Genomic DNA, 20,210 nt, shown 5'->3' on the forward strand with positions numbered 1-20,210 from the left:
GGCAGGGAGGGATTTTAAAAGAGAATTGTTGCGTTTTCTTATAGCCACTAATTAGCAAAATTCTGATAGCTAATGCAATTTAGAAGCACGCTCTTATGTGTTTAAATATTTGCACTTGACACTAGTGTGCGTCTTGGTTGAATTTTTCTTTTCCATGTTTACCCCTCTAACTCCCCTAAAGGGGAGGACCAGTCCACATGCCAAATCAATAAGCGACACATTATACTAGTCTTGATCATTACATTTTTAGTTTAGACAAACGAAATACCTGCAATAAGGCTGCGGGCCTGGATATTGAGGTAATTGTTAAATTTTAAAAAGGTATATAGTTGGTTCATGGTCATCCAAATATAGTTATCGGGCAGTATGTCGGGTATCTCGTCGCCAGCAATAATCAACATATTTCTGTTTTGTTCGTGGTAAAACCGGCCACCTTCTTCCGATTGTAAAGCATCGAACACAATTTGATGGGCTTGGGCATTTAAAACATAATCGAGAAAGGGTAATGTCCCTTTTTTTGTTTCTTTGTAATTACCCGTTAAACATTGCACGGTAGGGGCAAATTCAATAATGTCACGATTGCCGCATTCGAGCTTGGCCTGCACGGCAAAATGGAGCACGCCGTTTATTTCCTTACAGATAAATGCGCACAATCCCTCTTGTGCGGGTTGCACCATGGGCTGACTCCAATTGACCACCTCGCGGCTGCTGATGTTTACGTTTACAGCTATAATTTTAAAAAACTTATTGTCTACATGTGCTATTTCATGGTCAGTAAATATCCAGCTGTCGAGTTGCTTTAAATCTTTTTTGCTTACCTCTAAGTCATAATTGCTTTTGATATGGGTTAAAAAAGTGATGATTTCGCCAATGGAGTGCAAAGAATTGTTCTTTATCAAGGCCGATTTTAACAGGGCATTTTTAATTTCATCGTTTTGGTCGCTGTAGCCTATAAAGTTAATGAGTTCGATCACTTCTTCGCGATAATCGCCATAGGGTATGCCGGCTATTACGGTGCGTGTATCCATATTGACCAGGTTGTCGCACTGCATCAATAGTTTTACCTGTGCCAGGGTAAGCCAAATAAAATTATCGTGAACGGTTATGTCCTCTTCAATCTTTATAATAATGTTACGGTTTCTTTTCCGAAGGAACCTGGCGCCTTGCTCGGATTGCAACTGATCCAACAGTATTTGGTCGGGGGCGGCATGTTGAAAATATTCGAGATAGACTGGCTTTTTACCACCATGTACCTGCGAATAATTGCTGCGGGTGGCTTGCAGGGTGGGCGACAGTTGCACATGATTGATGTTTCCGGGTTCTATTTTGGCTTGCAAAAGAAAATACAACACCCCGTTGAACTCTTTGCATATCATGCCCAAATACCCAATTTCGGGTTGATTGATAATGGGCTGGTCCCATTGGTTTATAGTTCCCCAATTGGTACGTATGTTGATGCCGTCGATGGAAAAAAATTTACCGGACGCATGTCTTATATTCCTCTCAACCTTATCATATCCCCATTTATCCAAGGCATCGAAAGTTGTTTTGGCAACTTTGACTTCTACTTTTTGGTTTTGATCCCGCAGCCATTGCTTGATCTCCTCCAAATTGTAAAATATCCCCTCTTTGGTAAAAGAGCTCTTGATAAACATTAAGTCAGCCGTAGATAAGTTCATGCTCAGGTGTTGATCGTTCGGTTTATAAAAGGTTTTTCTCCCACTGAAACAAAGGGTGCAATGCGCCCGGTTCTTTGCCCGAGAATTGTCCTATTGCAATAGCTTTATTCGCAATAGTGAATGAAAGCAAATCATTTTCTTTTAATATGGATCTTCGTACATTTTCAACAATATAGACATCGATATAAAATGTGCCCCAATTAAAAAAATGTTTGGGTATAGTTCCGGTTACGATATAATTGCCTTTTTCTTTTTCGTTGTCGGGTTGAATTTGAGATTGAAAAGAGCCTGCACTAAATAACTTTTGCCCTTGTTCATCTTTAAAATGTAAGGTAATGTCTATACGTTTGTTATCTGTAAGTTGTTTGTATTTGGCTATAAACTCGATTTCATCGGTCATAAGCATAGGATCTTCAAAACCTTTGTTTTTGGCCTTTATGCCTATCTCGTTTAATTCAAACTCATCATTGGCAATTTCAGGTTTTCCGTCCCAAACTTTATGGTTGAGTAGGGTGGTGTCACCTCTTAGATAGTTGGTTACGCAGGTGTCAATATCTCCCTCAAAATAATTTTCACCATTTACTAACTGGATACCTTTTGTACAAAGCGTTTTCACACTTGCCATATTATGGCTCACAAACAGCACGGTCCGGCCATGGTTGGTGCTTACATCTTGCATTTTACCAATGGCTTTTTTTTGAAATTCAGCATCGCCCACGGCCAGTACTTCGTCCACCACCAGTATTTCGGGCTCTAGGTGGGCGGCAATGGCAAAGCCCAGTCGCACCGTCATGCCACTGCTGTAGCGTTTGGTGGGGGTGTCTAAGTATTTGGCCACGCCGGCAAAGTCAACAATGGCTTCCATTTGCTTGTCTATCTCCCACTTGCGCATGCCCATAATGGTGCCGTTCATGTAGATATTCTCGCGGCCCGTCATCTCGGGATGGAACCCGGTGCCTACCTCCAAGAGGGAAGCCAGCCGTCCCTTTACCTTTATGCTGCCGGTGGTGGGGGAGGTTACACGGCTCAGGAGTTTTAAAAGGGTGCTTTTGCCCGCCCCGTTTTTACCGATGATGCCCAGCACTTCGCCTTCTTTAACCTCTAGGTTGATATTGCTTAAAGCACTGATGTGCTCGCCCTTGTGGGCTGCCTGGGTCCGGTCGTTTACCTGGCCTACTTTGGCGTACGGATCGTCCTGTCCAAGTATATTCATTCGTACGAACCTATTCAAATCATGACTTAAGGTCCCAGTTCCAACTTCCCCAAGTCTGTAAATTTTTGATAGGTTCTCTATCTTAATAACTGTCTTCGACATGTTTTTTGTCCGCTAATTGCGCGAATTTTCGCTAATTAAATTTTCTTAATTCGTTTAATTAGTGTAATTCGCGGATTATCTTTTATTTTTCTTTTACTATTCTTTTGTATTTCAATGACTGCTCACCAAAGTTAACAAGTATTCCTAATTTGTGTGTTGTAGCTTTTAAGTAATTTATAACTTGAGATTCGTGCACACTTTCCAGGTAATTGATTGCTTTTAATTCAAGTATTATTTTATCATAACAGATAAAGTCTGCTAGGTAACATTTCTTTAAGAGTTTGCCTTTATACTCAATGGTAATGGGTACTTCTCGTATAAAAGGTATGCCTTGATTACCCAATTCTATTTCTAAAGCCTCAGCATAGACAGCTTCGAGGAAGCCACATCCTAATTCTCGATGCACAGTCATACAAGCTCCAATAATCTTGTAGGCTTCATCTTTATAGATAAGTTCTTGTTGTTTGAGTAGATTTGGCATATTTATTTATTATCCACAGCCTGTCCCTTTTTACGGGAAATTACACAAATTGACGCTAATTTAATTACTCCAAGCCTGCCCCGCGCTAGGGAGGCTTGCTTTATGCTTAGCCGAACTTATGCGGGGTACCTACTTCTCCGAGGCGATAGACCTTGGATAAGTTCTCTATTTTAATAACGGTTTTTCTCATAAAATACTTCCGCAAATAAACGGATTATTAGTTAATTGCTTCGCAATTTCTTTTGAACCGCGAAACAACGTTCGGCGTAGCCAATTAACGCAGATTGTAACTGCTTGCGGAGTTTTATCTTTCATTTGTGATTTGTTCGTATATCAAATAATTAGCGTTAATCAGCGTAATTAGCGGACTATAATTTAAGCGTCATGCAAATAAAGCTACTTCTTCGCAGTTTTTTTGTCCGCGGATTTCGCGAATTAATCGAATTTTGATTGGCTGCGCCAATTAACGCAGATTGTAACTGCTTGCGGAGTTTTATCTTTCTTTTGTGATTTGTTCGTATATCAAATAATTAGCGTTAATCAGCGTAATTAGCGGACTATAATTTAAGCGTCATACAAATAAAGCTACTGCTTCGCAGTTTTTTTGTCCGCGGATTTCGCGAATTAATCGAATTTTGATTGGCTGCGCCAATTAACGCAGATTGTAACTGCTTGCGGAGTTTTATCTTTCTTTGGCGATTTGCTTGTATATCAAATAATTAGCGTTTACCCCGTGGAATCACTTTTATTTCATAGGGTTAATCAACGTAATTAGCGGACTATAATTTAGGCGTCATGCAAATAAATTTACTGCTTCGCAGTTTTTTCTTTTGAACCACGAATTTAGCGAATTAGACGAATTGTAACTGCTGTGCAGTTTTTAGAAACGTAATATAATTTTAAAGAACTACGTAGTAGTTCAATTTAATTCGTCACATTCGTTTAATTCGTGGTTCCCTATATTTTTTATTTAATAATACGTTTGTATTCAAGTGATGTTTCACCGAAGTTTATAAGCAACCCTAATCTATAGCCCGTTGCTTTTAAATAATTGAATACTTGTGCTTCATGGATGTTATCCAATTCTTTTACTGCTTTTAGTTCTACTATTATCTTGTCATAGCAAGTAAAATCGGCAAAATATTGATTGTTGAGTTTTATACCATCATATATGATTGTTAGGGGAGCCTCGCGATTGAAAGGGATATTTTGTTTTTTCAATTCTATTTGGAGGGCTTCCTGGTAAACTTGCTCCAAGAATCCGCATCCTAATGTGGAGTGAACTTTCATGGCTGCACCTATAATATCATAGGCCTCTTGTTTGTATAACATATATTTTAAGATATGTGTATCAGTTTAAAGACTGTAGACTAGGGGCCGGTGCCTACTTCGCCGAGGCGGTATACTCTGGATAGGTTCTCTATTTTTATTACTGTCTTAGACATATTGTTGTGTCAACGAAAATTTTATATAAATGTTACTGCTTCGCAGTTTTTTTGTCCACGAATTACACGAATTAAGCGAATTTGGATTGGCTTCGCCTATTATATTTACTTCTTTAATTTGTATAATTCGTATAATTCGCCAAATTCGTGGTTTAACTTTTTTTGCTATCTTTTTTTTTACCCGTTGTAGCATTCTCCAACGGCACGCTGCCGCTGAAGCTTTAGCGTAAGAGTCCATAGCCTTATGCTTACGCCGGAGCTACAGCATAGGCGCTACGCTTGCGCCAGAGCTACAGCGTAGGAGCATGGCGAAGGACTTGCTTATCGACGCTGTCGGGTCTAAGGACGCCAACAGGTCTGGGGACACACCATGTTTTGTTTCCCTTTTTTCTCTCCGTTTTACGCTCATTTCTCACCGCTTACCGAATACTGAACACCGCTCACCACTCACCACTCTTCACTCACCACTCAAAACTGTTAACTGTGGTCTGTTCCATACTCTCCGCTCTCTTGTATTCGCCCTAGCCCTTTGCTCCCCGCCCCACGCTTCTTTTTGTTTTCTCTCCTCGAAGTCTTATTTCGTATAAATGGTTTGTCCAAATTGGTCGATATGGTTTTTGAGCTCTTCGCTTTGGCAGTGGGTATAGTCAACCACATCGAACAAATAGGGCATGGGGCTATCTTCTTGCAGCAAGTCCTTGACATGGGCGATGGTTGTAAAATTAACCTTATCGCCATGCAAAGCCAGGTCGATATCTGATCCCTTTTTAAAATTGCCAAGTGCCCTGGAGCCAAATATGCTGGCTTTTTCTACTTCGGGGAATTTGGCTAGGGTGTTTATGATATATCTTATATCCCCTGGTTGGATGCCGTGTGCCATTTGTAGGGTATATCTTAAAGTTTTGATTCAAAAAAAACGACCAGTTTGCTTATCTCCGTAAAATAGGAAGAGCGGATCAGTTCTTCGGCTTCTCTGGCTCTATCTTCATCGTATGTATGCGCCATCAAATTTCGTTTTTGGAGGGCGTCGATCCAGATATGCCCGTCGGCAATAATTTCTATTTCAAAGGCTTTCTGAATAGTTTCGCGCGGTGTTTTAACATCAATTTGTTCACTTTCCAGATAATCTTTCAATGTTTTCCAGGCCAGCTCCAGGGTCATCTCAAAAAACTGAATGATACCTGCCCGGTATATATCGTCAGGCGCTTCAATTTTAAGCGCATTTTGCAATTGGTTAAACGCTTTGCGCAGTTGGCTATACCGTTGTTTCCAGCGTGTATCTTTTAATTTATCCATTGCGTTGTTTTTAGCTTAATGTATTGTTTTAAGCTGTTGTTTATTCGGTATCGGTTCCTAATTCTATGGGGTAAAATACTTTACGCTTGTCTCTTTCTTCCTCCGCTCTCTGCTCCCTGCTCTCTGCTCTCTCGGCTTATCGACGCTGTCGGGACTGTAGACACCAACAGGTCCGGGGAGTTACATTTATTAATTTTCCTATATTTCTATCTTATTTCCTTTTACCTCTTCTTTTCGCTATTCGCTTTCCGCTTATTTCTCTCTTCTCCTAACTCCTAATCTCTAACCCCTATTTTCTACACCGTATCAATAAAGTTGCGTTCGGTTTTATGGAATATCACGATGCCCGAAACCAGCAATATGGCTGCAACGGCTGCACTGTAACCCAGACTGAACCAGCTAAAATGTCCTGCCCCGAGGAAGGCATATTTAAAGCCTTCGAGGATGGGGGTGAAGGGGTTGTATAGGGCGATCAGTTGCAGTTTGGGATTTTCAATGGTGCTGACCGGGTAGATAACCGGACTGGCATACATCAGCAACTGTACGCCAAAGGCCAGCAGAAAGGTGAGGTCGCGGTATTTGGTGGTGAGGCTGGTAAATATGATACCGGCACCCAGTCCGTAAGCTGCCATCAGTAGGATGTACACAGGCAGCAGGGCGATGTTCCAGTTGGGATTCACGCTGGTGTCGCCGCTAAAAATATAATACAGGTAAACGGCCATAAACAACATAAACTGTATGCCAAATTTAATGAGTCCGCTGGTTACCTTGGCAAAGGGCATGATGAGGCGGGGAAAATACACCTTGCCAAAGATGGCGGCATTTTCTGTAAATGTTTTGGCGGTGGTGTTAAAGCTCTCGGCAAAGTAGTTCCATATGGTGATGCCGGCCAGGTAAAACAGTGCCTGTGGAACGCCGTCGGTAGATATCTTGGCGATGTTACCAAACACCACGATATATATGAGCGTGGTCATGATGGGCTGCACGATAAACCAGATGGGTCCCAACACGGTTTGTTTGTATATGGTGATGATATCGCGTTTCACGAACATCTTGAGTAAGTCGCGGTAGGCCCATATCTCTTTAAAATTGATATCGAAGGCGTGCCGCTTTGGGCGTATGATTAAGTCGTAATTTTCCAATTTGTATGTTGTTATCTGTTAGGTTCTTGTTTTTAGTTCATAGTTGTTAGCTCTTAGTTTTAAGCTGTTAGGTTTTAGCTGTTAGGTTTTAGTTTTTAGTTCTTAGTGCCTTCCCTCTAACTCCTACCCCCTTACTCCTACCCCCTAACTCCTACCACCTAACCCTTATCTCCCAACTATTGACTGTACCTCACGGCTTCGCCTTGCTCAGTCCCATTTTTTGGGGTGAGTAGCTGAAAGAAATGAGGTGATACCTTGTTTTAATTGCCTGTAGGCAAGTGGTTTGGTGTTGTAGCGTTATTTTTCTACCGTGGCTTCGTCCAGGTTAATCACCAGGGTGTAGCCTATGTTGGTAATGTTCAGGTACAGCTTTTTGGTGCCCTGCACATTCTGCACAATGCCTTTTATACCCTTTAAAGGGCCTGAGGTTACAGTAATCTCTTCCCCTTTTCTTATTCTTCCGGCCTCCACGTCAAAGTTAATTTTATTTTCGATGGTGCGTTGCATGGCCAGCATCTGGTATTCGGGTATGACAAGTGCCTGTCCTTTATGCGAAACATAGGCCACCACGCCGTTTACCTCAAATACGCTTCGGTACTGATCGGGTGTTATTTTAACAAAAATATAGGAACTGATGACGGGCGATTCCACCCATTTTTTGCGGTCGCTCCATTGTTTCAGCACGCGTTTTAAGGGCAGGTAGTTGATAATGCCCAACTTATTGAGTCCTTCCGCCACTTTCTTTTCGGCCCTGCTTTTGGTATAAAGGGCATACCAGTTATGTGTTGTTGTGTCTCCTTTCAAAATTGAGTAATTTTTTTCAACCGGCAAATTTATAAAATTAATAACATAGTAGAAGTATTATCATTTAAAATCCGACCTGTTGGCGCACTTTACGAGCGTAGTGCTTGTTTTTCAGTAGGGTAGGGAGGGGAACGGTATGATGGTATGTGGTATGACGGTTTTAGATTTATGTGAGCCACATTGTGCTTAAAATGTAAACCACAAAGTGCACAATGGATGCCCACAGTACACAAAGAATTATGGTGTGCATAATGCCTTCTTTGTGTACATAGTGCTTATGAATTCCATGTAAGTTAAGTGCTGTGTAGGTTTGTGGCTTATAAAGATATGCTTACTTCTAAGCTCAAAATGTCTAACCTCTAACCCCTAATCTCTAACCCCTAATCTCTAACCCCTAATCTCTAACCCCTAACCTCTAACCCCTAACCTCTAACCCCTAACCTCTAACCCCTAACCTCTAACCCCTAATCTCTAACCCCTAATCTCTAACCCCTAATCTCTAACCCCTAATCTCTAACCCCTAATCTCTAACCCCTAATCTCTAACCCCTAATCTCTAACCCCTAATCTCTAACCCCTAATCTCTAACCCCTAATCTCTAACCCCTAACCCCTAACCCCTAACCCCTAACCTCTAACCTCTAATTTCTAACCTCTAACCTCTAAGCTCTTAATTTCTCAATTATTATAAACGCGGTCAGATTTATCGACGTCAACAGGTTTTGGAATTTCCATCGATTTATTTCCCTTTATTTCATCTGTCTAAATATATTTTTTAACGGCCAGATGGAACTCGCCACATTAGTCATTCTCCTGTGTGAGCGAGTACTCTCTCCGCTTTGGCGGAGCTGGCTATGGCTCGTTTCATATGTCTAACGGTTCTTTGCTTTCCGCTCTCCCGTCTTCGCTCAATAGCCCCGGCAGGTTTAGGTCGTCGCAATTGTCGCAATCCCCTGGTATTTACTCGGGGTGCGACATTTACATGGCACACATTGTCGCACGCTGAGCTTTTAGTACTCTACGCTAATGTATTTGGGTTATAGGCTTTCGCAAAGGAGGAACCCTCATTAATCCGCGGTTAAATACATCATCGGATCACCAATAATATTCTGATAGATGGGTCTGTACCGTTTGGTATCGTAATACTTTTCTATGTTTACTTTTTTTATGCTTTGGCCTTTTTCATCTTTTTTTACAGCCTCTATCGACACGTAATCAAACTTACCATTTTTAACACAAACCATGTATCCTGATTCGCCTTTTTTAATTAAGTCCAGGGCCATGTTTCCGTAGGTGGTAGGAATAATTGAATCCAGCGCATCGGGTTGACCTGAGCGCACCAGATAACCCAGTTTTTGGTTGATGATGTTTATTTGGCGTCCATGGTTGAATTTGGAAGAGTGGCGTTTAAGCTCTTTGCCAATCATTTCGCCTATGCCACCTAATTTTTTATGTCCAAAAGCATCGGTTTCGGAATCGGCATACACGGTGTCCATTCCGTTAAAAGTGGCGCCTTCCGAAATCAGCACTACGGAATAATTACTGGGGTTGTTTCTCCGGTCTTCCACCAGCAATTCGGTTAAATGTTCGGTGTTGATAGGAAATTCCGGAATTACGCAACGGTCGGCTGCACCGCCTATGGTGGGCATAAGTGCTGAGAAACCGGCATTACGGCCAAAAACTTCCAGCACCAAAAAGCGTTCGTGCGAACCGGCACAGGTGCGAAGCTCGTGGGTTAACTCAATGGTGCGTGTAATGCAAGTACTAAATCCGATGCAGTACTCGGTGCCGGGAACATCCCCATCCATGGTTTTGGGAATGCCTATTACCTTGATGCCCTCTTTGTGCAGTCGCACGGCATAGCTCAGGGTGTCGTCGCCACCTATGGGAATGAGGTAATCAATACCTAAATGATTAAGGTTGGCCACTGCCTCATCTGTAAGGTCGTTATATTCATCCGTATAGGTGCCCTTTAAATGCTCGGGCAGATCGTTCAGGGCCACCCGGGTGGCTTTGGTGCGGCTCGAGTGGAGAAAAGTGCCTCCCGTACGGCCAATCCGGTTAACCGTGAGCTCGGTGAGGGGCATGCAATAAGCTTGTTGATCCAGGGGTTTGGAACGGTCGATACTGATAACGCCTTTCCATCCGTTTTTAATACCAATAACCTGATAACCTTCGCGTATAGCCCGCAAGGTAACCGCGCGTATTGCGGGGTTAAGACCGGGCACATCGCCTCCTCCGGTGAGGATGCCTATGGTAAGTCCGTTTTTGCTCATAAAAAATTGTTTTAGTTAATATAGTATTGTGCAGAAGTAAGCTTATACCCAAATAATGCGAGAAATATTTCTACCTGCGGTAGCGAATAAACTCCAGTAACAACTCTTTTTAAAAGTTGAACTGTAGTCGGGTAGGGATAAAGCTACACTTTATACATATTTCCTACACTTTATGAATAGTTAAGCTTAAAGATATACAATAAATAATAGAATAAAAATAGCTAAGGGGATAATGAAATATTTAATAAAATATCTGGCCTAAAGACAATAGCTCTTGTTATCTTTGCACTTTTTATTGCAGAAACAGAATAAATGGAGTTGCAGGATTACATTGACAGATACATACGCTTTAAAGCATCGGACAGGATTGTGGACCGGGGGATTGAATTATATAACCAGGGAGCGGTGTCCTTAAAATATGCCAATAAAGCTTCCGACACCTGGCATTTCAAAGTGCAGGGAGGGCAAAAATATTCGGTTATCATAAGGGATGTATCTAAGGGCGATTTAAAAAGCACTTGTACCTGTCCGTTCGATTGGGGTACTATTTGCAAGCATACCGTGGCAGCGCTCATGTTTATCAAAGACGGGGGGGAGCACAGGCCTGCAACAAATGCGATGGGCGAAGCGGTGCAGCAAGCCTCTTCGCTGCGCACCGCCCGTGGTTACCTTATCGAGAATTACCGTTTTATCTCAAAAAGCGATATTGAAGAGCATACTTCGGTGAGTGTAATCAACGATATTTTACACGGCTATAACAATTTAATGTTTAGTCAGGTTGTTATTGATAAGGATAAAATAACATTCGAGTACAGTACTTTTCATACTAAACAGTGGGCTGCCATTAGTTACCATAATGGTAAGGTATACATCAGCAGCGATAGCAAAAAGCCGATACCTAAATTAAACAAAGTAGAGGCCTATACGCTGTTGATGATAGCGGAATCGGAAACACCCGATCTTCTGGATATTATTTTTGGCGAGAAACTCAACCAGAAAAAGAAAATTGCACTTCAGGTATATGGTTTAAGCGAAGAGGCCGATTTTGACCGTTATTTTTACTACAGCTTTAATCCCAAAAAGGGACTTACCATTTTGTTTCGTGCGCAACAGGAGGGCATGCTGCCTGTTGATCCCGGTCATAAATCAAACTTCCGGCATTTTATTGACGACATAAATAACGAAGAGTTACAACTGGAATCTGTTCCCCAAAAAAATGAAGAAAGGGCGGTGGGTTTTGTAGTGCAGTTTAACGAGGACGACTACTACGACTATAATGCACGAGCCGATTTTAGGGTGATAGCTGTGGTGGGTAAGCCCAACAAGGATCGCACAAAACTATCGAGCCATATTGAGCGCTACGATGAATATTTAGATGCCGATACCATAAAGCTTTCGGCCAATGCCGAAGAGCTGTTGCGTTATATCAATAAGTTGAACCAAAGTGATAATGAAAAAGCGGCTTTTTCAATTAAACGGCGGATAGTTCAGCTTCTGAGTAAAGAAAAAATACTGTTCCTGCGCAGCGAAACGGGTTCTAAAATAAAAAAATCGGAACTTCGAAAAACCAAGGTCCTTCCATCGCTTGTTACGGCCAAATATGTGGCTTTTGAGGACGATACTTTTGTAGGACTGCGGTTGATGCTGAGTATAGATGGACAGCAGTATGATGTGGACGAGATAGATATAATATACAGAGATTGCCATGTGTACCTGTTTAAAAAATCAATAGCCATGCCCGCCACCTATACCATTGCCCGCCACATGGAGATGTGGCGCAATGATTTAAAAATGGTTAAAACGCACAAGCAACATTTCTTTGATGAGATAGTGATGCCGCTTTCCCGTAACTTTGAGATAGATTTTGGCCAGGGGGTGTTTAATATTGAGTCGGTGGAGCTTGATTTTAGAAAAAAACAGGTTTTTTTGTCGGAGCTGCACGATTTTTTAATCATCACCCCGCAGGTAGAATACCACAATGGAGTGTCGGTAATGCTCAATCAGTCGGGGCATGTGTTGGTGGATGAAAATGGTGAGCTAACAGAATACAAACGCAACATTGAGCTGGAGGATGATTTTGTGAACGCTATTGCCGAGCTGCATCCCTACTTTGAAGAGCAGGTGGACGACAAGCGTTTTTATCTGCATTACGATACCTTTGCCCGCGACATGTGGTTTTATAGGTTTTTTGAACGAATGCAGCACATGGAGGTGGAGGTGTTTGGATTGAAGGAACTAAAAAACTTCAAGTTTTCGCCCTATGCCGGTAAGGTATCCACTTCCATCAGCAGCGGACAGGATTGGTTTGAGGTAGATGTGAAAGTAAGTTTTGGCGATAGCAAAGTAAAGCTCAAAGACATTAAAAATGCCGTGCTTAATAAGCAAAAGTACATTCAGCTTAAAGATGGTAGTGTAGGCATGTTACCCACGGAGTGGATGCACAAGTTGGAGAAGTTTTTTAGACATGGCGAAATAAAAGACGATAAGCTGGCCGTTTCTAAAATGCGCTTTTCAATTATCGACGAGTTGTTTGAGGATATGGACAACGCGGAGATAATGGACGAGATAGCCCAAAAAAGGCAGCGACTGGCCGGTTTTAAAGAGATATCGAATACAGCGGTGCCGGCGGGTATCACCGCCGAATTAAGACCCTACCAAAAGGAAGGATTAAACTGGCTTAACTTCCTCCACGAGATGGGATGGGGCGGCATATTGGCCGATGATATGGGATTGGGTAAAACGGTGCAGGTGCTTGCTTTTTTACAGCATGTGTTGGCCATGGATGCTACCCCCAATATTATTATTGTACCCACCACCTTGCTTTTTAACTGGGAAAACGAGATTGCTAAATTTGCTCCCGGTCTGAAAGCCTATTATCATTACGGCCTCAACCGCACGCGCGATAGCCATGTTTTTTCGGAATACGATCTGGTTTTTACTACCTATGGTGTTTTGTTACGCGATATTGAAATGTTGATGAATTTTAAATTCAACTACGCCGTTTTAGACGAATCGCAGGCCATAAAAAATCCGGCATCGCGAAGATTTAAGGCGGCTAATCTGATTGATGCCAACAATCGGATAGCCCTTTCGGGTACGCCCATCGAAAACAGTACCTTTGACCTGTATGCACAAATGAGCTTTGTAAACAAAGGCTTCTTTGGTGGGGCCACCGGGTTCCGTGCACAGTTTAGTAACGCCATTGATAAGGAGGGCGATGATAACATAGCCGCCGAACTGCAACGACTGATCAACCCTTTTATATTGCGACGCACCAAGGAGAAAGTGGCATCGGAGTTGCCGCCCAAAACCGAGGACGTTATTTATTGCGAGATGGAAAGCGAGCAGCGTAAAATATACGATGCTTACCGTAACGAATATAAAAATAAACTGCTGGAGCAGGTCGAGAATAAGGGTATTGAAAATTCTAAGCTGATGGTGCTGGAAGCGCTTACACGCATGCGTCAGATCTGCGACTCGCCGGCCTTGCTCAACGACGATAGCCTGGCTAGTACCGAGTCGGTGAAAATAAAGGAGATAGTGCAGGTGATCACCGATAAAACAGGTAAGCATAAAATATTGATTTTTTCGCAGTTTGTAAAGATGCTGGGTCTGATTAAAACCGAGCTGAACAGACGAAACATTGATTACGAATACCTGGATGGTAAAAGCACAGCGGTGCAGCGCGAAAAGTCGGTCAACAATTTTCAGGAAAATGAAGATCTGCGGGTGTTCCTTATCAGTTTAAAGGCGGGTGGTACCGGACTTAATCTGACGGCCGCCGATTATGTTTATATTGTTGATCCCTGGTGGAATCCGGCTGTTGAAAACCAGGCCATCGACCGCTGTTACCGTATCGGGCAGGATAAAAAGGTGTTTGCCTATCGGATGATATGCAAGGATACGGTGGAGGAGAAGATTTTGCTGCTGCAAAATAAAAAGAAAAAGATAGCCGGCGACATTGTACAAAGCGACGAGAATATTCTGAAAACTCTTCAGCCCGAAGATATTCGGAATCTATTTTCGTAAACCGCGTACCGCTGAACCGCCTACCTTGATTGCCATCCAGAACCACGATGTTCACTGCGAAGGCACGATGCACACTAGGCTTCTCTGTGTTCTTTGTGCCTTTGTGATTATTTTTGTACCACGATGGTCAAAGAACTTGGCACTACTTATCCGTATAACTATACACAGGTGATGCCGGATGGGTCTTGCCTTTTTTAATGCTGCCGGCTGGCCAGCTGGTGATAGGTAAAAAAGGTGGTCTTCCCTTTTTGTATTTCAAAAGTAAAATCGGTACTTTCCTGTTGACCGCCTTGCATTTGCAGACTTAGTTGATGATTACCTTCACTTAAAGGGATACGAGCATAATGAATGGCGTAGGGGAGCGATTGCCAGTTGCGGGTGTCGGCTTTTTCTGTCATGGCGTTGATGATACTTAATACGGTGCCTATGTTCTGGTTTTCCTGGTTGGCCAGTGCTTCCAATGCTTTTTTAGTAGCTAAACGCGCTATACTGTTGGCCAGTTCGCGCGCCATCCTGTCTTTTAACGATTGAAAAGCAATGGCATTGATATCCTGCGAAAGCTCCAGGGGATATTTTTGCTTGTCGCTTTGCAGGTAGGCATGGGAAAATACAGGTTTCCGTTCTACATATTTAGGGAAGGTAACCCTTAAAAACGATAGGTTTTTAAAAGCATTCTGTTCCTGTGCTTTTCTGTTGCCCACATAAATGGGAAAGCTTAGGCCATAGTCGTCGTTGGTAAGGTTAATCCATCCGTTGTTAAAACCGGTGTTGGTAAAATTAATGCTCCATTCTGATTTTACCGGGCCAAATCCGTTCATCCATAAAAATATCAACGAACCGGATGCAGTGCTGTCCGGAATATATTCCATTCCAAATTTATCCTGGTAGCTACGATACTCTTCCATAAACCCGACTTGGTAAGCGGTTCGCAAAAGATCTTTTTTTAACTGTTGGGGCGGTGCTATCCCAAAAAGTTCTCTATACTCTTGATCGTAGGCGTTAAAGGCATTTCGATAGGCTATAAAAGCATTGTTTTTATCACCCGATGCATCGTAAATCATACCCATCAGGTTATGGGCAAAGGCATCGTTGGCATATTTGTTTTTGTGCTTTTTGTATTTGTCGTTGAGCTGTTGCAATTGTATGTTTATCCTTCTGCATTCTACAAGTGCATTTTCGTATTGCCCTATCATCAAATAATTTAACGATTTATAATAGTGTACCATTACCGCCTCAAAGTCCTCCGGTTTGTAGGGTTTAACCATGGGGTTGGATATCAGTGCAAGTGCTTCGGAACCCAGACTTTTACGGTAGTCTTCGTTGTACAGGTCGGCTTTTTCAAAGTAGCGGTTACTTTCCTGGTGCCGGCCTAACATAAAATTAACCATGCCTTTGTTCATATAATATAGTACACGGTTAATTCCGTCTTCGCCTTTTTTGTTTTGATTCAGAAGCTTATCGGCAGCTGAAAAGTTACCCTGGGTAATATAGTTTTGCAGCTGATAGTTTTTTTGGTAGTAGGTGGCGCATCCCAAAATTGTTAGGCAAAAAAATACGATGACAATTAAAAGATGATATTTGCTGTTTTTAATTGGCATAGGATGCGATAGATTAAGTTAGAATAAGCTGGTTATCTTATCTGCAATAATTTGGGCTTAGCACCTGCTAGCCTCGGTTATGGTAGCAATCAGTATGGTTTTATCAGTTGTACAATACACCCTGCGCTCCATACTGTGCTTGCCACTCTGCACTTTATTAGGCTAAGCCGGTAAAATAATCCATGCAACCCACATAAACGCGCCTGCATGGATATACCCGGTAATGTGCTGAATTATTTATTGATGTATTTTTTTATTTTTTTATCTCCTATCCAAACTATTTCGTTTGTTTCCAGGTTGGATAGTTCCAGGTTAGTCTGATAATAGTTAACCCGTTCTTTTTTGTAGGTGTCCACAATGGAGTTGATGTCGCCGTTGAGCATAAAGTCGGCGCCTAATTCTTTTCCCCATTGTTTGGTGGTCTCCATCGAAGCAAATTCTTGCTGGGCCGCACGTTCTTGTCGCAGCTCTTCTCTTTTATCGGCCGCTTGCACCAGTCGCACCCTTCCGCTGTTGATAAAGGCACGTTCCACATCTTTAATAAAAGTGCCGGCACTGATGTGTTCGTGCGATTTATTGTAAATCAGGCCAACGATAACAACTGGTTTACGGCCATCGTTTGATCGGGCATAATTGTCAATCCAACGGCCCGAAAGAACTTGTTCTACCATAGCTTCAGCTACCATTCTGGAGTCTGTATCATTCCATCTTCCACTTAAATCAATGGCCTCATCGGGCGAAACACGCTCTACTTTATGGGTTGCACAGGAAGCAAACAGTAAAGCAACAAAAAGTAATGGGGATAGTAATTTAGTTTTCATGTTGTATGTGTTTAAATGAAGTAGGACGCTGTTTCTATTGAAACGTACTACAGGTAATTATTTTTAAGATGCAAATAAATCATAATTAAAAAATGCTTTGCAAAAAAGCTGGTTTATAAAAGTTAATTTAGCGAAATTGATTGGCAGAAAGCAATTATCATGCCTTTGTTCAGCTTATAATGCTAAGATAGTATTTTAGATGCTTGCAAAGATAGGCCGAGTCGCCTTTGTTGTTGTTCACATCTATCATTAAATCGTGCATGCTTGGATCCAGGTGAGCACAACCCACTTTAAATTTGGCCTCGGACATTTTAGTGATGTATTCTACCGGAAATTCAGCATCCTGATACAAATTGATTAATATATCAAAATTGCGCTGTATAAAACTATCAACCGCATTGTTTTTGGGATGGTAAAAAAAATTAAAATCCTGAGGATGTATGTAGTGGTGTTGGTTGTCGCCAATTAAATTACCGGTGTTATGTTTAAATTTGGAGTAACCCAATACTTCTATCCGAACCTCCGACTGCTTGAAAAATGATTCAAGCGCTTTGGCTGTTTTCCGGTCACTTTCGTTGTCGGAGTTAAATAATAGTCCAATGCTTTTGGCGGCACTAAGATTGCAGGTTACAGGTGTGCGTTTTCTTTTTTTTAGTTTTAGCTTTAGCAAAAAACCAGCAAGGAGTATTCTTAATTTTTTTAAGTAGCTCACAGAATTAACGTTCTAATAGTTCAATAAAATCGCTTTCACTAATAATTTTCACCTTTAGCTTCTCGGCCTTGGCGAGTTTTGCGGGCCCCGTATTTTCGCCAGCCACAAGATACGATGTTTTTGTTGAAACCCCGCTAATGTTTTTACCACCGTTGCGTTCAATAATTTTTTTAAGTTCGTCGCGCGAAAAAGCGGAAAAAGTACCACTGATGACAAACGACTGATCCTTAAATTTTTCGCTGCTTTGCGTGGGGGCTTCGCTTTTAAAGTTAAGGCCCGCGGCTTTTAAGCGTTCCACGAGTGCGCGGTGATCGGTATCGGCAAAATAGTCAATTACACTTTGGGCTACTTTGGGGCCTATATCGTCTAAGGTGGTCAGTTGCTCCAGCTTGGCTTGCGAAAGTTTGTCAATCGTATTAAATTCTTTGGTAAGGGTTTTGGCAACAGTGGCACCCACGTGTTTTATACCTAAGCCAAACAATACGTTGGCATAAGGTGCATTTTTCGATTGGGCAATGCCATCCAACAGATTTTGGGTTGATTTTTCCTTAAAGCTGAATAGTCTTTTGTTTTCTTCGTCGTCCGATACACGGTTAATGCCAATGAGTTTATCATAGCTTAAATCATAAATGTCGCTCACATCCTTTACCAGTCCTTTTTCAAATAGCAAATCTACTACCTGCTCTCCAAAAGAGTCGATATCGAGTGCTTTACGGCTCACAAAATGCTCTATTTTACCCTTTAGCTGCGGAGGACAGGCCTTGTCGTTGGGGCACAGGTGCGCTGCCTCACCCTCAGGACGTATCAGGGGCGTGTTGCATTGCGGGCAATGACTGATAAATTGTACGGGAGCCGACATAGGATGGCGCGCACTTACTTCTACACGGGTTATTTTTGGGATTATCTCACCCCCTTTTTCCACATAAACCCAATCATTTTCGTGCAAATCCAGTTGGGCAATAATATCGGCATTATGCAACGAAGCTCTTTTAACGGTTGTTCCGGCCAGCTGAACGGGTTCCAGGTTGGCAACCGGGGTAATCCTGCCCGACCTGCCCACTTGATAATCGACCGAGAGGAGCTGGGTACGGGCCTCTTCTGCTTTAAATTTGTACGATATAGCCCAGCGGGGTGTTTTAGCGGTGTAACCCAGTTCGTTTTGCAGATGGATGTTGTTCACCTTAATCACAATACCATCTATCTCGAAGGGGAGTTTATGACGCTCTTTGTCCCAATGATTTATAAACGTGTATATTTCGGGCAACGAGGTACATATTTTATAATGTTCGGGAATTTTAAAACCCCAACTACGGGCCTGTTCTAAATTTTGGGAATGCAGGTTGCCGGGCAGATCCGGACCCAGTAGGTAATATAAAAAGCAATCTAACCTGCGTTTGGCCATTTCGGCACTTTTTTTCATTTTAAGCGATCCGGCAGCAGCGTTACGGGCATTGGCAAAAGGCGCTTCCCCTTCGGCCACTCTTAATTGGTTGGTTTTGATAAATTCGGCGAGGGGCATAAATATTTCTCCTCGTATTTCAAAATTGGCAGGGTAATCGCCTTTTAGGTGTAGGGGTATGCTTTTTATTGTTTTAACGTTAGCGGTAACATCATCCCCTTTTTCTCCGTCGCCGCGGGTAACGGCATGTTTGAGCCTGCCATTTTCGTAGGTCAGGCTGATGGATGTGCCGTCGTATTTCAGTTCGCACACGTATTCAATGTTGTCGCCTATGGCCCGGCTCACCCGCTGATAAAAATCTGCAATCTCTCCTTCGCTATAGGTGTTACCCAGCGATAGCATGGGATACTGGTGCGTAATCTGTTCAAAATCGTTGGATAAGTCGCTGCCCACTCTTTGCGTGGGACTATCCGGATCTTTAAATTCAGGATGCTCTTTTTCCAGCTTCATTAGCTCGTGCATCAGCGCATCGTAAGCATAATCCGAAATGGTGGGCTTGTTTAATACGTAATAGCTGTGGTTGTGTTGGTTAAGTTCCTGAGTGAGTGAGGTAATCCTGTTTTTTATATCGTTATTCATTATATAGGATAATTACAAATTTGGGTTTGTGCAAAATACAATTGCGTCTACGCTAAAGGGTGTTTTTTATTTTAAGTGGATCGTATTGTATTTTGTTGTTAAAATGGACAAAAGCCGTTATTACTTCTAATAACGGCTTTTGTGGAGCGCTTGCGACGCATCGCATCCGCCCTACAAATATACAACGCAAATAATTAAAATGCAATCAAGGTTTGCTCGGATTTAAAAGGCGGGATTTTCCATTTTTATAATCGCCACTGTTTTTTTAGCCGAATAAAAAGCATACTTTTGTAGCCGAATTGGTTCAAAGAAGTTTTATTCAAAGCTTATGCGACCAAAGAGGGAATGCCGTTAAAATCGGCAACAGTTTCCGCTGCTGTAAGTTCCGATCCGAACAATTCGGATAGTATGCTTTTTGTCAATCAGGCCACTATTAAAAATGGGAAGGCGACAAAAGGTCGGGATAAGTCAGAAGACCTGCCAATTCGTTATTCATTGTTCAAGGTATTCGGTATAAATACATGGCAAGATTTTCACTTCCCTGGTTGATTTCCGTTATTCAAGAGCAATACTTTT

General features: G+C 42.2%; 14 protein-coding genes and 1 riboswitch. Of the genes, 1 reads left to right on the forward strand and 13 read right to left on the reverse strand.

Annotated elements, in window-relative coordinates; translation table 11 throughout:
* Positions 1 to 251 precede the first annotated feature (251 nt).
* From FN809_RS01080 to FN809_RS01120, 9 genes are all read right to left on the reverse strand, one after another.
* Positions 252 to 1,679: an NDP-hexose 2,3-dehydratase family protein gene (locus tag FN809_RS01080; protein WP_221929326.1), complete on the reverse strand. Its 1,428-nt coding sequence runs from the start codon at positions 1,677 to 1,679 to the stop codon at positions 252 to 254.
* A 22-nt stretch (positions 1,680 to 1,701) separates the two neighbouring features.
* Entirely contained in the window at positions 1,702 to 2,994 is a 1,293-nt protein-coding gene (locus tag FN809_RS01085) for an ABC transporter ATP-binding protein (protein ID WP_142531634.1), read from the reverse strand.
* A gap of 82 nt (positions 2,995 to 3,076) precedes the next feature.
* Positions 3,077 to 3,475 (reverse strand): GxxExxY protein, encoded by a 399-nt coding sequence (locus FN809_RS01090; protein WP_142531635.1) that lies wholly within the window; start codon positions 3,473 to 3,475, stop codon positions 3,077 to 3,079.
* A 966-nt stretch (positions 3,476 to 4,441) separates the two neighbouring features.
* Positions 4,442 to 4,807 (reverse strand): GxxExxY protein, encoded by a 366-nt coding sequence (locus FN809_RS01095; RefSeq protein ID WP_142531636.1) that lies wholly within the window; start codon positions 4,805 to 4,807, stop codon positions 4,442 to 4,444.
* A 687-nt stretch (positions 4,808 to 5,494) separates the two neighbouring features.
* Positions 5,495 to 5,800, reverse strand: coding sequence for a nucleotidyltransferase family protein (locus tag FN809_RS01100; RefSeq protein ID WP_142531637.1), 306 nt, complete (start codon positions 5,798 to 5,800; stop codon positions 5,495 to 5,497).
* A 14-nt stretch (positions 5,801 to 5,814) separates the two neighbouring features.
* Positions 5,815 to 6,216 carry a nucleotidyltransferase substrate binding protein gene (locus tag FN809_RS01105; protein WP_142531638.1) on the reverse strand — a complete coding sequence of 134 codons (402 nt, stop codon included), beginning with the start codon at positions 6,214 to 6,216 and terminating at the stop codon, positions 5,815 to 5,817.
* 296 nt (positions 6,217 to 6,512) lie between these two features.
* Complete coding sequence (locus FN809_RS01110) at positions 6,513 to 7,358, reverse strand: ABC transporter permease (protein WP_142531639.1); 846 nt, start codon at positions 7,356 to 7,358, stop codon at positions 6,513 to 6,515.
* Between the two features lie 297 nt (positions 7,359 to 7,655).
* Positions 7,656 to 8,162 carry a UpxY family transcription antiterminator gene (locus tag FN809_RS01115; RefSeq protein WP_221929327.1) on the reverse strand — a complete coding sequence of 169 codons (507 nt, stop codon included), beginning with the start codon at positions 8,160 to 8,162 and terminating at the stop codon, positions 7,656 to 7,658.
* A gap of 1,065 nt (positions 8,163 to 9,227) precedes the next feature.
* Positions 9,228 to 10,436 carry a 6-phosphofructokinase gene (locus FN809_RS01120; protein ID WP_142531640.1) on the reverse strand — a complete coding sequence of 403 codons (1,209 nt, stop codon included), beginning with the start codon at positions 10,434 to 10,436 and terminating at the stop codon, positions 9,228 to 9,230.
* Between the two features lie 312 nt (positions 10,437 to 10,748).
* On the opposite strand from FN809_RS01120, the gene FN809_RS01125 reads away from it, so the two are divergent.
* Positions 10,749 to 14,465, forward strand: a complete 3,717-nt coding sequence (locus FN809_RS01125; protein WP_142531641.1) for a DEAD/DEAH box helicase — start codon at positions 10,749 to 10,751, stop codon at positions 14,463 to 14,465.
* Between the two features lie 194 nt (positions 14,466 to 14,659).
* On the opposite strand, the gene FN809_RS01130 is transcribed toward FN809_RS01125, so the two are convergent.
* From FN809_RS01130 to ligA, 4 genes are all read right to left on the reverse strand, one after another.
* Entirely contained in the window at positions 14,660 to 16,063 is a 1,404-nt protein-coding gene (locus FN809_RS01130) for a COG3014 family protein (RefSeq protein ID WP_246095374.1), read from the reverse strand.
* A gap of 233 nt (positions 16,064 to 16,296) precedes the next feature.
* A complete protein-coding gene (locus FN809_RS01135; protein WP_142531642.1) occupies positions 16,297 to 16,884 on the reverse strand; it encodes a penicillin-binding protein activator LpoB in 588 nt (195 codons plus the stop codon).
* A gap of 169 nt (positions 16,885 to 17,053) precedes the next feature.
* Complete coding sequence (locus FN809_RS01140; RefSeq protein WP_142531643.1) at positions 17,054 to 17,596, reverse strand: DUF6913 domain-containing protein; 543 nt, start codon at positions 17,594 to 17,596, stop codon at positions 17,054 to 17,056.
* 4 nt (positions 17,597 to 17,600) lie between these two features.
* Positions 17,601 to 19,634 (reverse strand): NAD-dependent DNA ligase LigA, encoded by a 2,034-nt coding sequence (gene ligA, locus FN809_RS01145; protein WP_142531644.1) that lies wholly within the window; start codon positions 19,632 to 19,634, stop codon positions 17,601 to 17,603.
* 283 nt (positions 19,635 to 19,917) lie between these two features.
* Positions 19,918 to 20,133, forward strand: a riboswitch (cobalamin riboswitch).
* Positions 20,134 to 20,210 lie beyond the last annotated feature (77 nt).

The organism is Saccharicrinis carchari (genome assembly GCF_900182605.1).
Taxonomy (GTDB): Bacteria; Bacteroidota; Bacteroidia; order Bacteroidales; family Marinilabiliaceae; genus Saccharicrinis; species Saccharicrinis carchari.

Bases quoted from the DNA above. Each gene is read 5' to 3' on its own strand.
- FN809_RS01135 (WP_142531642.1), bottom strand. From the start codon at position 16,884: ATGAAAACTAAATTACTATCCCCATTACTTTTTGTTGCTTTACTGTTT.
- FN809_RS01125 (WP_142531641.1), top strand. From the start codon at position 10,749: ATGGAGTTGCAGGATTACATTGACAGATACATACGCTTTAAAGCATCG.
- FN809_RS01130 (WP_246095374.1), bottom strand. From the start codon at position 16,063: ATGCCAATTAAAAACAGCAAATATCATCTTTTAATTGTCATCGTATTT.
- FN809_RS01090 (WP_142531635.1), bottom strand. From the start codon at position 3,475: ATGCCAAATCTACTCAAACAACAAGAACTTATCTATAAAGATGAAGCC.
- FN809_RS01105 (WP_142531638.1), bottom strand. From the start codon at position 6,216: ATGGATAAATTAAAAGATACACGCTGGAAACAACGGTATAGCCAACTG.
- FN809_RS01095 (WP_142531636.1), bottom strand. From the start codon at position 4,807: ATGTTATACAAACAAGAGGCCTATGATATTATAGGTGCAGCCATGAAA.
- FN809_RS01080 (WP_221929326.1), bottom strand. From the start codon at position 1,679: ATGAACTTATCTACGGCTGACTTAATGTTTATCAAGAGCTCTTTTACC.
- FN809_RS01100 (WP_142531637.1), bottom strand. From the start codon at position 5,800: ATGGCACACGGCATCCAACCAGGGGATATAAGATATATCATAAACACC.
- FN809_RS01085 (WP_142531634.1), bottom strand. From the start codon at position 2,994: ATGTCGAAGACAGTTATTAAGATAGAGAACCTATCAAAAATTTACAGA.
- FN809_RS01120 (WP_142531640.1), bottom strand. From the start codon at position 10,436: ATGAGCAAAAACGGACTTACCATAGGCATCCTCACCGGAGGAGGCGAT.
- ligA (WP_142531644.1), bottom strand. From the start codon at position 19,634: ATGAATAACGATATAAAAAACAGGATTACCTCACTCACTCAGGAACTT.